Genomic DNA, 15,124 nt, shown 5'->3' on the forward strand with positions numbered 1-15,124 from the left:
TGTCTAAAATATAACAGTTTTGGCTCAGGGAAAATTAAACTAAGTAAATTACAGGTTAATAGCAAGACAACTTTCTTAGCTTTTAGAGCCTAACCAATCAGAATAACTGTTACAGAGCCGTTTATTAAGCTATATTTAGGCTAAATATTACAATAAACTGTAACTACCCCTTTGCTAACCACAACAATTTTTGTAGACTGCTAACTATCCGTGTGAAAAATTGTTCACATTATTTAAATTAAGAGCTTTAACATGATCGCTATTATCATAGGTTTACTTATCACATTAGTTGTATTTGTTGTGGTGGTTAGTGCATTTCAACAACATAAAGAAAAACAGGAGGCTGACAGAAGAGTTAAAATGTCAAAGCAAAAGGCGATAATTGACGAAAGCCAAGAGCTCATTATCAATTTGTCAAATATCCCTTCTAGCCCAAATATAGCAAAAATTTTAAATAAAAGGTGCTTAAATGCTGCAAAAATGATGCAAACAATATCACCTGACATAAAAGGCATAAAAGACCAAGTAAGTGAACTACAGTCCCGCTTAGACGCTGCAGAAAGCCTAGCAGCAACCCAAGGCAACGAAGAAACATTTGTATTACCTGACAATGAACAGCAAGTATTAGCCATTTTACAATGCATTAAAAAGTTACGAGTGATATTAAAGTCAGAACAAACTAAAGGCGCTCTTGATCCTCAAACCTTCACAACGGAAGATCAACGCTTAGATGCGATGCAGTTAAAAATTAATATAGAAAGTTTGATCAAACGAGGAGTGCAAGCGCAAAATAAAGAAATGTTCGGCTCGGCGCGCCAATACTTTGAAAAAGCCTTACAAACTCTAGCTAACCACCCAATAAAAACAGAATACGTTAATACTAAAAACATTGAAATTACACAAAAACTAGAAGATATTACTGATTCACTAAAAGTAACTAACGCCTCTGATGCTGCCAAAAAAGCAAAAGACGAAGAAAACGAATTAGATATTTTATTTCAGCCTAAAAAGAAGTGGTAGCCGCTACCGGTTACCTGATATAAACACTTAAGGAGCGTAAAGTGGCTTGGGTATATATCTAACGTGGAAAAAGTCTACTCTATAACACTCAACTCCTTTTTACGCAGAACAATAAAGGCCTACGCTTTAAAAGCGCAAATCAGACAACTGGGTTGTGATTTAAAGCGTATTGGTCGTTCACGTCATTGGGTACTCACCGCAACTTTTGAGCAACTACAAGCTATTATTGCCTTTATCTCATTGTCTAATGAGCCAAGTTGGCAGTGGTTAAGCACCTTATTACGCCGAGAATATCAGTATTTAAGCCATGACGAGCTAGTTAAAATAGCGTTAACACTGGATGAAGTAACTGTCAGTGGCCTAATGGCGAGAAGTGATTGTACTATTACACAGGCAAGACACGTGATAGATGCACTAGAGGGATTTGAGTGATTACCCACCACCCTACTCGGGCGGGGCAAGAATCAGCAATTACCACTATACGCTGCGCGTGTTGAGTGCGCTTAGGCTCGTTAGGTTTAGCTAAAGCACTGGTCTGCTAGACTGGCCAAGCTAGGGTAAGCCGCTATGGCGACTTACCCCTTATATCCCTGCCCAGCTGGGCGAGGTTTACGAGCACATTGCTAAGTTACTTTTTTCTTTGCTGGCGTTTTCTTTTTTGCCACTTTTTTCTTCGGTTTAGGGATTTCTTCAACCCATTTACCATCAATATATTTTGCAGTCCAGCCGGTTGCTTTTGGCTTACCACCTTCGGTTGGGATTTCAGTCATAACATATTGTTCTTTTGTTTTACGACTGTAACGCACTACGGCTAAATTACCTTCATTATCCTCGGTAGGTGCATCTGCTAAATAATAAAACTTAGGCGATATTCTATCCCTAAATTGTTTGAGCTCTGCAACTTTGGGTGCTCTTGTTTCACGTGAGCGAGGGAACGTATTTGCTGCTAAAAATATTCCAGCAGCCCCGTCTCGTAAAACAAAATATGCATCAGACTTCTCACAGGCGAGCTCAGGTAGCTGCACAGGGTCTTCTTTGGGTGGCGCAGCTTCACCGTTTGCTAATAACTTGCGAGTATTTTTACACTCAGCGTTAGTGCAATCAAAATACTTACCAAATCGACCTGATTTTAGCTCCATATCAGCTTCACAACGGTCACACTCTAAAACAGGGCCGTCATAGCCTTTAATTTTAAATGTACCCTGCTCTACTTCAATACCGTCACAAATAGGGTTATTACCACAAACATGCAATTTACGTGTTTCGTCAATAAGATAGCTGTCCATGGCTGTGTTACACTTTTTACAACGATGCATTGCGCGTAACGCTTCGGTTTCTTGATTCTCAGCTAACACGCTGATTGCTTCTTCACCTGGCGTTAAGTTCATTGTTGTTGTGCAACGTTCTTTAGGGGGCAGTGCATAACCTGAACAACCTAAAAACACCCCTGTTGACGCGGTTCTAATGCCCATTTTACGACCACAGGTTGGGCAGTCAATATCAGTTAAGACAGGATCATTGTTTGGCATGCCTCCTTCTTCTGCATCCATATTCGCTAAGGCTAGTTTTTTACTAAAGCTCTGATAAAACTCATCTAGTACAGCTTTCCAGTCAAGCTCACCCGCAGCAATAGCATCAAGCTCTTGTTCCATATTCGCGGTAAAGTCATAACTCATGAGTTTTTCAAAACTAATAGAAAGACTATCCGTTATTATTTCGCCCATTTTTTCAGCATAAAAACGTTTTTTATCTAAACGTACATAACCTCGGTCTTGTATTGTTGAAATAATAGACGCATAGGTTGATGGACGACCAATGGATCGTTTTTCTAACTCTTTTACTAGCGAAGCTTCACCATAACGTGCAGGTGGCTTGGTAAAGTGCTGTGTTGCTTCTAAATTATCAAGTGTTAACACCTCGCCCACCGCTAAGTCTGGTAAGTGCTTATCATCACCTTTGGTGAGTTGAGGATGAACACGGGTCCAACCGTCAAACTGCATGACGCGACCTTTGGCTTTTAAATCAAAATTAGCAGCGCCTATAGTCAGTGTACTCACGGTATAGCGAGCTGCAGTCATTTGACAAGCGACAAATTGACGCCAGATTAGGTCATATAGTTTTTTGGCGTCGGCATCAATGCCTTCCATGAAGGCAGATTCAACCTTGACATTTGACGGGCGAATAGCTTCATGTGCCTCTTGTGCACCGGCTTTTGAACCGTAAACTTTCGGCTTTTCAGGTAAGTAATTTTCACCAAAATTTTTACTAATATAAGTACGACACATTTCAACAGCATCTTTACTTAAGTTAGTTGAGTCGGTACGCATATAAGTAATATGCCCTGCTTCATACAAGCGTTGTGCTAAACCCATGGTGCGCTTTACGCCATAACCTAATTTAGTACTTGCTGCTTGTTGTAATGTCGAAGTAATAAATGGTGCTGAAGGCGTACTTTTAGACGGCTTATCTTCACGTTTACTCACCACGTAATTTGCAGGCTTTAATAAAGTTAATGCTTTGTCTGTATCTGCTTTGTTGGTTGGTTTAAATGCTTTACCATTTTCATGGGTTACATCGAGTGTTAATGCTTCCCCCGTACTTGCATGTGTTTGGGCGGTAACATCCCAAAACTCTTTTGGATCAAAGGCTTTAATTTCACGTTCTTTTTCAACCACTAATTTAACAGCAACCGATTGTACACGCCCTGCAGATAAACCACGCGCGACTTTTTTCCATAGTAAAGGACTCACCATAAAGCCCACAACACGGTCTAGAAAACGGCGAGCTTGTTGTGCATTGACACCGGGCATACTAAGCTCGCCCGGTGTCGAAAACGCTTGTTGAATGGAGCTTTCCGTTATTTCATTGAACACAACACGGCGAAACTTATCATCGTCACCGCCAATAAGCTCTTTTAAATGCCATGCTATCGCTTCTCCCTCGCGATCCAAATCGGTTGCGAGATAAACAGTATCCGCTTTGTCTGCTAGCTTTTGTAATTCTGTTACTACTTTTTCTTTACCGGGAAGTACTTGATAATTAGCGGCCCAATTATTTTCTGGGTCTACTCCCATACGGTTGATCAAGTTTTGCTTATCACGTTTCGCTTTATATTTGGCTTTTTCGGCTGGCGCCATTTTACGTACTTCAGCCGGTGACTTAGTCGCCACCTTTTTCCCCGTACTACTATGTGGTAAATCGCGCACATGACCAACGCTTGATTTAACAATAAAGTCTTTTCCTAGATATTTATTAATCGTTTTCGCTTTGGCTGGCGATTCGACAATAACAAGTGATTTTGCCATAAAAATTCGTAATCCTGCTTATTCGACAGTTTATCTACAGATGAAGATAAATTTAATTTCTGTATTAATATTCATTTGTTATTTAAGTAGCTAAAGGTGCGAGCATGCGCTTTAACTTTACTCAACTAACGCTAAAAACTGTTTTATTAAAAAAATATAATTGCATACCTATTTATACATATATCGATAAATATACAAATTAACAAGCATTTATTTTTTCCGCTTGTTTACTCACCTATACAACTGCATGCTTTTGGCTATAATGTTTTTGTATTTCGTAACAATTCTGTACTTATTTCGCTTACTTGGCTTATTTTGATAAAATGCTTAATGCAATATTCTGCGCAATCATAATCGACTTTGCCCCAAAAAATAAGGGTTAATTCTAAAAAACACAATTTAAGCCTGAGATTAACCCTGATCAAATTCACTCACTGAGATTAATATGTCGCCATTAACAACACCATTTTTGAGCAAACAATTCAAAGAAAAAATAACACACTGTTTATGTCCGCCAGGTAATGGTGTTTTTACAGTCAATACGGCCAAAGAGCGTAAGGCGCAATTACATCAAACTATTTTTGGCCAGACGCATAATGTAGAAGATTTATGGAAGAACTCTTTAAACACGCTTTTTGACGCCCCTAGTGCGGTTATTTTAGGTATAGCATCGGATTGTGGTGGTGGAATATTGCGTGGTGCTAATTGGGGGCCGTTATTTATCCGCAACACTTTGCTAACAAGTTACCCCGAATTAAAGGCATTTGACTTAGGTGATGTACGTGTAATCCCGCACCTGCTCGCTGATAAATACTTAAATGACGCCACACTAGCAAACTGTCGAAAAGCTTTGTACCAAAATACAAAAAGCCAATACTGTGTTAGCCCATTAAGTATTACCGAAGATGTTTTGCACGATTTTTACGCCGCGTTTCCTAATAAAGGTATTTTTGGTTTAGGGGGCGATCACAGCGTAAGCTACCCGCTGACAAAAACTTATTTACAAGCGAAAAAAAAACAAGGTAAACGCGTTAGTATTATTCATTTTGACGCACACACCGACTTACTCACTGAACGCTTAGGAATTGACTTATGTTTTGGCTCATGGTGTACGCATATTTTAGCTGACCTACCTGCTCCTGAGCATTTAATTCAAGTAGGCATTCGCTCTAGTGGTAAGCCTAAAGCGCATTGGGAAAATACCTTTGGGGTAAAGCAACATTGGGCGCATGAAATTAAAGACTTAGGCATAGAAACCGTCATTCATAATATTCTCGCTCAATTAGCCCTGCAAAATGTTGATGAACTTTATGTCAGCTTTGACATTGATGCAATCGACGACAGTTACGCCAGTGCTACCGGCACCCCTGAGCCTGATGGGTTAATGCCCTCTGAAGCAATGCAAATACTGCGTGCTATTGCAACCAAGTACCCGATAACCGCTGCCGATATGATGGAAGTTGCGCCGTTTACTGACAGCTCAGGCTTAGGGATAACAAGCCAAGAGAAAACCTTACAAGTGGCAGGAGAAATTTCTGCATTTTTGCTTGGTGAGATGAATAAAGGTGCTAGTGTAATAGTGTAGAGTACAGCCATTAAAAAATGCCGCTCATCTAAAATGAACGGCATTATTATTAAAAAATAAACTTTTCATTCACTTTATTGGGGATCATCCGCAATATTTTTACTACAATCATTTAGTAAACCAAAAGGGCCTCTAGTACCTATTCCTTGAGTTGGAGGAGTAATATCTTCATCGAGTACATGGTCAGCCAAAACAGGTAAAGTAAAGATTGTTTGTGCTGAGTTTTCTGTTCCGCTAACTTTTACCGATGCAATAAGCTTAATATCAAGCCATTCAGCATAGCTTTGAGAGTAAGTTATTCTGACAACAGCACGACCATCATTATCTGTTGTTATGGAACCTGCTGCTGAGACAACATTCCCCGGTGTTAGCTCATTATCATTATTGAAATCTTCACCTGCATCAAGAATACCATCGAAATTATTATCTTCATTATCACATTGTTGCTTAGGTAAACCTACTGTTCTATCAGGCTCGAGGTCATCTGCTCCTATTGCGCTCCAACTGACAAACTCACCATTAATATCATAAGTTTTTATCCAGAAACCTTTATAATATTTATGAGGAATCGCAGAGATAGTTAACTCTTTGTTGGCAACAGGGTTCGAGTCAGCATCTGTAACGAAAACAGAATACTCCTTAACATAATCCGTAGTGCCAAGCTCCTCAACTTTATTACCCGTGCCCAATGAAATAAACAACTCACGATCAGCAACCGTTAGAGACACAATATCATTTACAGCTGGCGTATCTTTAAGCTTTGCTGTTATCTTAATCCCGTTTTGTGCTGAAGTACTACCAGAAGTGTAAACGGTTGATGCGCTACCATTACTATCGGTTACTGCGCTAGCAGGGAGAATAGTACCTCCATTATTATCAGATAAGCTAAAATCTACCGTTTTATTTTTAACTAAGTTACCATGAGCATCCTTAACTACGACAGATATGACTGAAGTTTTTCCATCAGGTCCGATGGAGTTTGGTGACGCTTGTGCTTTAATCGTTGCGGCTGTATCTGCAAAGAATTCAAACTCTATTTGGTTAGATAATTGAATAGTTTTACCATTAACATTATCAGTACCAACAAAGGTAACGAGTGCCTTACCTGCATCATTTGAGTTAACCTTTGCAGTAACCTCTCCATTAACTGTTGTTGCAGAATTAGTGATTACACCACGTGTGGTAGTGAAATTAACGCTAGTGCCATCTGCAACAGCAACACCAGAACGTAACCAAGTTAACGTAATACTTGCTTCGGTCGGTGCCAGTTTCACATCGGGTAGGTTATTACTTTCAGTAAGATCTACTGTTGTTACACCATTACTAAAGCTAGTAAATAAAAAGGAATCAGCTTGAACTGAAACATCTTGCCTGATACTTGCTCCTAGTGCCGCAGCAATAATGGTATTAGTGCCACCACTTGTGCCTTTGACAGTAACAGTTGCCTGACCGGTGTTATCAGTTACTATTGTTCTAGGTAATGTAATATCAGCGACATCTCCTGTAGGTGTTTCTGTTGACATGCCCGTTAAAGACAATGAAACACTAGTATTAGCAATGCCTACACCATCCGAGTCAAGCAACTTCACTATAAAGTTATTAGTATCATCAATGGCTAAAGAAGAAGAACCTGTTAAGGTGATACTAGTACCGACTACCTGAATTCTAATAGTGTCAGATGCACTACCACTCGTAGCTGTTACCACAATAAAGCGGTTTGCTTTATTAGCTTCCGTTTTTAATTTAACCATCGCTTTACCATCAGCTCCAGTAACCGTATTAACTTTTTCAATATCACCAGAGTTGGCAGAGAAATTTATCTTAACATTTTCAAGCAAATTATTATTAACATCTTTCGCAATCGCAATAAGGTTTATTTTTTGCGTCCCACTTGATGCAAGTTGTTGAGAATTAGTAAATAAAGCTATCTGGGCAACCTTAGGTGAATCATCGGGGTTACCATCACCTGCACTATCAAAAGTTGTTTTAGCTAGCACTTTACCTGCAAGTGACACACTAATTTCACCAGCACCAGCAGTACCACCGGCAGTTAATTTGATAGTTGCAATACCTCGGTCATTCGTACGAGCTGTTCCAGTTTGTGGAGAAAAGCTAGCTAAATCAGTATTACTTAATGCGAAGGTAACAAGTGTGTCATTAACAGGTTCACCATTTTTCATTATAGTGGCTGTAATACTCAGAGGGTTTGCCGCTGAAACAGTTCCATTGGGTGACAGCACTAACTTAGCTGACGCTTCAGCTTCACCATTACTTCCATCGCCAGCACTATCAAAGGTTGTTTTTATAAGCTCTACACCGCCAACCGATACAGTCACTTCACCAGCCCCTGCAACACTTCCGGCGATTAAAGTTATTGTTGCTACACCTTGGTTGTCTGTACGAGCTGTTCCCGTCTTAGGAGAAAAGCTCGCTAAATCACTATCACTTAGGGCAAAAGTAACCAGTGTATCAACACGCGGTTCTCCATTTTCCATAATTTTAGCAGAAATAGTTAACGGGTTATTCTCTGAAACACTTTTACTAGGTGAGAAAACTAACGTTGCAGACATACCAGTTTCACCAACTATTGCATCACCTGCACTATCAAATGTTGTTTTTGCAAGCTCCACGTCTCCAACTGATACGCTAACTTCGCCAGCACCTGCAACACTTCCGGCAATTAAAGTAATTGTTGCTACACCTTTATCGTCCGTACGAGCCGTCCCTGTTTTAGGAGAGAAGCTAGCTAAATTTGTATCGCTCAGAGCAAAAGTAACTAGTGTATCTAGGAGCGGACTTCCGTTTTTCATAACTGTAGCTGAGATAGTTAAAGGGTTATTAACTGAAACTATCTTATTAGGGGAAAGCGCTAATTTAGCGGATATTCCCCCTGTCTCCCCTGTAACTCCATCACCGGCGCTATCAAAAGCTGATTTTGCAAGTTGTACACCATCAACTGAAACGTTAACCTCACCAGCACCCGCGACACTTCCAGCAATTAAAGTGATTGTTGCTACACCTTTGTTGTCTGTGCGAGCTGTTCCTGTTTTAGGGGAAAATCTAGCTAAAGTTAAATCAGTCAAAGCAAAAGTAACCAGTGTATCTGCAAGTGGCTTTCCGTTTTCCATAACTGCAGCAGAAATAGTTAAAGGGTTACTTGCAGAAACAACTTTATCGGGCGAAAGCGTTAATTTAGCGGTTATACCTCCTGTTTCACCACCTACTGCATCACCTGCACTATCAAAAGTGGTTTTAGCAAGTTCTACACCATCAACTGAAACACTAACCTCACCGGCACCTGCAACAGTTCCAGCTGTTAAAATGATAGTTGCTACACCTTTATTGTCTGTACGAGCTGTTCCTGTTTTAGGAGAAAAGTTAGCTAAATCTTTATCTGTCAAAGCAAAAGTAACCAATGTATCTATAAGAGGCTCTCCATTTTCCGTGACTACAGCAGTAACAGTTGGAGGGTTATTTACGGAAACAGTTTTATTGGAAAGTGTTAACTTAGCAGATACCCCCTTTGTATCATCAGTTATTGCATCACCTGCACTATCAAAAGCAATAATGGCTGGGGTGGCAGTACCATGACTTGCTGTAACTTCAACTCCCCCAGCAACTGTTGTAGCTTTGACTTTAATAGTAGCGATACCTTCTGCGTTAGTTACCGCAGTTCCGACTTCAGGAGAAAATATTGCAACAGTATTGTCAGTTAATGAAAAAGTTACTAATTTACCACTTTGAACCTGTCCGTCGTACATGACGGTAGCACTTACATTAATATCATTTTCTGCAGCAAGATCACCATCAGTTTTAGAAAGAGTGATGGTTACAAGTGGCTCTTTATCGCCGCCATTATCGCCTCCTGCACCGCTACCTGTTGTAAATCCTCCTTCGCCACCGCCACATGCTGCTAATGTGGTTAGCATGAGTAATAACAGAGCAAAATTAAAGCGTCTTAGTAACTCCATAAAGGTATCCCTATTTTTTTATAATTGATTAATCATTTAGCATATTAACCGAAAAATAATCATAAAGTACAACTTAATCCCTTAATTTTAATAAAATTTTTAAACGTACTGTAACTTAAGCATAAAATTACTGTTATATCAGAGGAAAATTTGAGAAACTGCTTCTCATCAAACGGTTTATTGTTTATCTACTAAACTTAATAATATTAATAACACATTGGCTACTATGACAACTTCCGCCCCCCCTTCTACCACGCCACCTTCAGTATCTAATAATAAATACAGCCTAACAACACGCATTGTTATTGGCATGATCTCAGGCATTGCGCTAGGCTCTTTTTTACAATGGCTAATGCCTAATGGCAAAGACTTCGTATTAAACCTCTTTATCTTCGAGTTATCACTACAAAGCTTTCTTGTTGATGGCCTCTTAGAAGTGATTGGCCAAATATTTATGGCAAGTTTACGTATGCTCGTCGTGCCATTAGTATTTGTATCACTTGTTTGTGGGGTGTGCTCCTTACAAGACACCACAAAGTTAGGCCGCATTGGCGGTAAAGCGATTGGCTTGTATTTAATTACCACCGCAATCGCCATCAGTTTTGCTATTTTTGTTGCTATTCTTGTTGGTCCAGGTGAAGGGGTTGGTATGACAGCTAATACTAGCTTTACTAGTCGCGAAGCCCCTTCATTAGCACAAGTTATTATTCAAATGTTTCCAACAAATCCATTTGAAGCATTCGCTCAAGGAAAAATGCTTCAGATTATTGTTTTTGCATTGCTGTTTGGTATTGCCATCGCTTTATCTGGTAAAGCAGGTGAGCGTGTCGCACGTTTATTTGAAGATTTAAGTGAAGTGATCATGCGCTTAGTGACAATTTTAATGAATATTGCCCCCTATGGTGTATTTGCATTGCTTGCTACATTATTTACCACAGTATCTATAGAAACATTTGGTAATTTGATCGTTTACTTTTTCGTGGTATTTTTTGTGTTAATGGCTCATGCACTGCTAACTTATCCGTTAATGTTAAAGTTATTCACTGGCCTAAACCCGATTATTTTCTTGAAGAAAATGCGCGACGCTACGATTTTTGCGTTTTCAACAGCAAGCTCAAACGCGACCATTCCGGTAACTTTAGAAACAGCCACCAATAAAATGGGTGTTAAAAACTCCATTGCCTCATTTACAGTTCCTTTAGGCGCTACGATTAACATGGACGGAACGGCGATTATGCAAGGTGTTGCTACCGTCTTTATTGCTCAAGTGTTTATGCAAGATTTAGCCTTAGCAGATTATGTAACTGTGGTGTTAACAGCCACACTTGCCTCTATCGGTACAGCTGGTGTGCCTGGGGTTGGTTTAATCATGCTGGCCATGGTTTTGCAACAGGTGGGCTTACCCGTTGAAGGTATTGCTTTAATTATTGGTGTAGACAGATTGTTAGATATGACACGCACAGCGGTTAATGTTACCGGCGATAGCATGGTTAGCGTGATTGTCGCTAAATCTGAAGGGCAATTTGATCATGAAATGTACTTAGATGACAAAGCGGGAAGCATTATTGAAGATATAGACTTTAATAATTTAAAAGGCTAAACAGTTTGTACAATAAAGCCTGTCGTTAGCAAGACAGGCTTTTGTATTGTGTTTTGTGTCGTACAGCCAAGTGTTAATTCGATGTTCACACCGGTTTACTTAGTGCTAGCGCGCTATTTTTTACAATACTATAACTTGATATTTTTCTTAATTAAAGGGAAGTTCGCGTCAATAACGAACCTATTACAAGTAAATTTAACGATAAAGTCTGGAAAAATAGCTGCTAGATAAGCCTGTATTTTAGCCAAGATCAGGTTATTAACTTAAGGTATTCGGCCTCTGAAATAACTTGCACCCCTTTATCTTTTGCCGCATTGATCTTATTTTCGCCGACTTTATCCCCCGTGACAAGAAAGTCAGTTTTACCTGAAACCGATTTAGCCACTTTTGCCCCTAACTGTTTGGCCTGTTTTTCCATATCACCTCGTGCACCTTGTTCCATAGCCCCAGTGAAAACAATGAGCTTACCCGCGATAGGTGAGTCATTCGGCTGATTATCTGTTAACTTAGGGGTTATCGCCAAATTAAAGCCTAGGTTGTACACTTTAAAAAATTCTTCTCTAATATTAGCTAAACCTTCAACAATAGCCTCTGCACTTAATTGGGCAAAGCCATCTATTTTTACCATTTCTTCTGCTGTTAGCTCAAACAACTCAGCTAGTGTATGGTGCTGCAAAAGCTTTTCACAATTACCACCAGCAAGTCGACTCACACCAAAAGCCGCCAAAAAACGCCAGTCTTCTATTTCAATTTGTTGACTTGCTTTTAATTGTTCAACTAAATTGTTCGCCGTTTTGTCGCCAAAACCAAAACCTAAAAACTTATGGTGTAGCCCTTCATAAATATCATGAATGCGTTTCATTCCCTGCTCGTGCAGTTTCTCAATAACTTTAGGGCCAAAACCATCATTATTCCCAAGCGTTCTAAAAAAGTGCACTAATGTATTTTCAGTTTGGGCTGGACAGTCTGTTTTATTTGGACAAACGAGGTGATCAGACTCCCATATTAAGTGAGTATTACAACTAGGACAATTTTCCGCTAGTTGGGGCGTTACTGCTGTAATCACTTTTTCAATTTTAGGAATTACTAAGCCACTTCGCACCAATTGAACAATAGCACCAGGACCGACCCCATTGGTTTTAACCATATTATAATGATGCACAGTCGCCCGACTAATAGTCGCGCCACTTAACTTTGTTGGCTCTAATTCAGCAACCGGTGACACACGCCCTGTTCTTGAAGTTTGTGGGGTTACATTTAATACTTTTACCTGGGCAGACTCTGCATTGACTTTAAAGGCAATTTGCCAACGGTGGTGATGACGCGTAGCCCCCATATGTGTTTTGAGCGCTTCGTTGGTTACTTCTAAAATAACGCCATCAATATCATAATCGACTGCGTGCCAGATTTTTTCAACTATAGCATCAAAGTCGGCTAGCATATCGCTGTAGTGCCCGGTCCAGTGTTCCAACAATATAAAAGGATAAAACACACAAGCGCCCTCATCTATTGCCTTTTGGATCGATTTATCAACTTTTTTCTCGGCAATAATGGCTGCTTGAATATTACGTGAGTTTTCAAACTGTTGACTAAGTACTGTATCAAAATAGCTTTTTTTAATCACTATTTCCCCAGGGCCTAACCCCCTATCGCCTTTGTTTGCTACTTGTAACCCTCTATCGAAGGCACGGGTTACATCTTGCCCTTTGCTGCCATCACCACGGGTATAAAGTGTGCTGCCATCATCATAGGCGGCATAGCCGTCAAGCTTTGGCGTTACTCTTATGAGTAAATCAGCCGGTGGTAGCCCAATGTCTTTAGCCGCTTTTAATACTCTATCAAGCCATTTTTTGATTTCTTCAAACGAATAAGCTTTGTCGGTTGATAACATTTTTTTAGGTAAAGCGACTGTTTTACTGCCAACCAAAATTTCTGGCTCTATGGTAGAAAGATATGGGTGACTAGGCTCTCTCGCTTTTAACTCGGCAATATAAGCGTCGTAAGTTTTATCATTAAAAATTTCAATACCTGAACGATAAAGTGCATTTGAAATGGTTAACACCGTTAATAAGTCTGCTAATGACAGTTCATTAATAGCACTTGAAAGTATGTTATGAAAAGCGTCTATATTAATATTGGTATCGGTTTTCTCTATAAGTAATAATTGTTCATTACTTAATTTATGTGCTGACATGAAGTGTACCTATTATCTAGCGTATGATTGAATTGACAATTGGGAAATGACGATAATAATCACAAGGGTTATCGTCATTTACATTAATTACAGATAGGGGTATAAACAAGATTATAAAAGCGCTGTTGCTATGAAAATTGCCCTCCAGAACGCAAGTTCGAGGTAAGGTATAACGCAAGCGTGGCAAAACACATTGGGTTATAAAACGCTATTATCAATGGGCTTATCGTCTGCTACTCTGCACTTGCTAAGCGTTGTTGTCTATCAAACTCGCGTATTTTACTAACATAATGCTGCTCTGTTTGTTTCGTCATAACATTGCGTTTATCATCAAGTAGTTGTGCATCAAACTCTGTGGCAAGTTGTTTGGCTGCCGATAACATTTGTTCAAAAGCGGCAAATGGATCACCTGCATTGGGTAATGTCATAAACAAACTAACGCCTTGTGTAACAAAGGTTTCCATTGTTTCTAAGTCAAATGAGCCTGGATTTAGCATATTGGCTAAGCTAAAAGTTACAGGGCCATTCCCCGCATTGTCTTGGTGGCGATGAAAAATATTCATTTCACCGTATTTCATCCCTAAGGTTAATAAGCTAGGTAAAAGTGCAGCCCCCGACATTTGATGATTGGGTGGCATTACCACACTGAGAATAATCACTTGTGGCTCTAGTGTGTCAGTTTGCTGTGTTTTGTTAATTTGGCTTGGTGCTTTCTCGTCAAGCGTAGCTGCTTTTTTACTTGGCATACTTTCAGCTGCTATTGTTTTATCTGCTATCGCCTCATCCGCCACAAAGTCAATTTCCATTTGAGTACGCTTAACCTCTGCTGCTGTAACAGCTTTCACAGGGGCCCTGTTATTTGTAGATTTTGTTGGTTTTATCATTGAAGGCTTTGCTTTAGTAACAGGTTGCTGATACATAGGTTGTTCAAGCGCTACTTTATTATCAACCTCATCAACACTGGGCTTTACAGAAGAAGAACGATGATACTGTGCATCTTGTTGAGCACTTTCTAACTCGCTAATCTCTTCAAGGCTAATATTTTGCTCAAAATCTTTTTCACTATTAACATTTGGCTCGCCCGCTTTTCTCAATACCTTTACTTGCCCAATACCATCTTGATCAAAGCCGCCGGCATCAAACCCTCGAGTGACTGGTTCTACTTTATCTTTGCATGGTTTAAGTTTATAGGGGTTCTTTTGTTTTCTAATGGTCCATAAACCATGAATAAATATTGCCGCGATAATAACACCGCTAAGGATAATTAATGCGTTTCTGAAATTATCTTCCATTGTGATGCCTGTATTTAGATGCTTTTCTAAGAAAAAATGAAATTTTTATTATGGTGCTTTTTTATTTTATCTATATTACCCCAAAATTCATAATGCAGCGAGAATAATGTCATTAGAATATATGTAAAAACTGCAAAAAATCAAGATAAACTCTAAC

At 39.5% G+C, this 15,124-nt stretch carries 8 protein-coding genes; 4 read left to right on the top strand and 4 right to left on the bottom strand.

The features are described from left to right. Nucleotides 1–252 precede the first annotated feature (252 nt). On the top strand, nucleotides 253–1,020 hold the full coding sequence (locus AC0UA9_RS03430) for a hypothetical protein (protein ID WP_475657072.1): 768 nt from the start codon (nucleotides 253–255) through the stop codon (nucleotides 1,018–1,020). 63 nt (nucleotides 1,021–1,083) lie between these two features. Then, a complete protein-coding gene (locus AC0UA9_RS03435) occupies nucleotides 1,084–1,452 on the top strand; it encodes a ribosome recycling factor family protein (protein WP_475657076.1) in 369 nt (122 codons plus the stop codon). Between the two features lie 191 nt (nucleotides 1,453–1,643). Here AC0UA9_RS03435 and topA read toward each other — a convergent pair whose 3' ends face one another. Continuing rightward, entirely contained in the window at nucleotides 1,644–4,325 is a 2,682-nt protein-coding gene (topA, locus tag AC0UA9_RS03440; protein WP_475657079.1) for a type I DNA topoisomerase, read from the bottom strand. Nucleotides 4,326–4,770: 445 nt separating this feature from the next. Here topA and AC0UA9_RS03445 point away from each other — a divergent pair, with 445 nt between their 5' ends. Beyond that, the gene (locus AC0UA9_RS03445) at nucleotides 4,771–5,910 is read left to right on the top strand and encodes an arginase family protein (protein ID WP_475657084.1); all 1,140 of its coding nucleotides are present in this window, start codon (nucleotides 4,771–4,773) and stop codon (nucleotides 5,908–5,910) included. Between the two features lie 74 nt (nucleotides 5,911–5,984). Here AC0UA9_RS03445 and AC0UA9_RS03450 read toward each other — a convergent pair whose 3' ends face one another. Then, nucleotides 5,985–9,881, bottom strand: a complete 3,897-nt coding sequence (locus AC0UA9_RS03450) for an Ig-like domain-containing protein (protein WP_475657087.1) — start codon at nucleotides 9,879–9,881, stop codon at nucleotides 5,985–5,987. A 226-nt stretch (nucleotides 9,882–10,107) separates the two neighbouring features. On the opposite strand from AC0UA9_RS03450, the gene AC0UA9_RS03455 reads away from it, so the two are divergent. Next, on the top strand, nucleotides 10,108–11,481 hold the full coding sequence (locus AC0UA9_RS03455; RefSeq protein WP_475657091.1) for a dicarboxylate/amino acid:cation symporter: 1,374 nt from the start codon (nucleotides 10,108–10,110) through the stop codon (nucleotides 11,479–11,481). A 250-nt stretch (nucleotides 11,482–11,731) separates the two neighbouring features. On the opposite strand, the gene AC0UA9_RS03460 is transcribed toward AC0UA9_RS03455, so the two are convergent. Next, nucleotides 11,732–13,675 carry a BRCT domain-containing protein gene (locus tag AC0UA9_RS03460; protein ID WP_475657093.1) on the bottom strand — a complete coding sequence of 648 codons (1,944 nt, stop codon included), beginning with the start codon at nucleotides 13,673–13,675 and terminating at the stop codon, nucleotides 11,732–11,734. 233 nt (nucleotides 13,676–13,908) lie between these two features. Continuing rightward, a complete protein-coding gene (gene zipA, locus AC0UA9_RS03465) occupies nucleotides 13,909–14,967 on the bottom strand; it encodes a cell division protein ZipA (protein ID WP_475657096.1) in 1,059 nt (352 codons plus the stop codon). Nucleotides 14,968–15,124: the final 157 nt, after the last annotated feature.

The organism is Colwellia sp. F1, from assembly GCF_056238625.1.

Coding starts and splice junctions, on each gene's coding strand:
- AC0UA9_RS03460 (WP_475657093.1), bottom strand. CDS start 13,675: ATGTCAGCACATAAATTAAGTAATGAACAATTATTACTTATAGAGAAA.
- zipA (WP_475657096.1), bottom strand. CDS start 14,967: ATGGAAGATAATTTCAGAAACGCATTAATTATCCTTAGCGGTGTTATT.
- AC0UA9_RS03455 (WP_475657091.1), top strand. CDS start 10,108: ATGACAACTTCCGCCCCCCCTTCTACCACGCCACCTTCAGTATCTAAT.
- topA (WP_475657079.1), bottom strand. CDS start 4,325: ATGGCAAAATCACTTGTTATTGTCGAATCGCCAGCCAAAGCGAAAACG.
- AC0UA9_RS03430 (WP_475657072.1), top strand. CDS start 253: ATGATCGCTATTATCATAGGTTTACTTATCACATTAGTTGTATTTGTT.
- AC0UA9_RS03445 (WP_475657084.1), top strand. CDS start 4,771: ATGTCGCCATTAACAACACCATTTTTGAGCAAACAATTCAAAGAAAAA.
- AC0UA9_RS03450 (WP_475657087.1), bottom strand. CDS start 9,881: ATGGAGTTACTAAGACGCTTTAATTTTGCTCTGTTATTACTCATGCTA.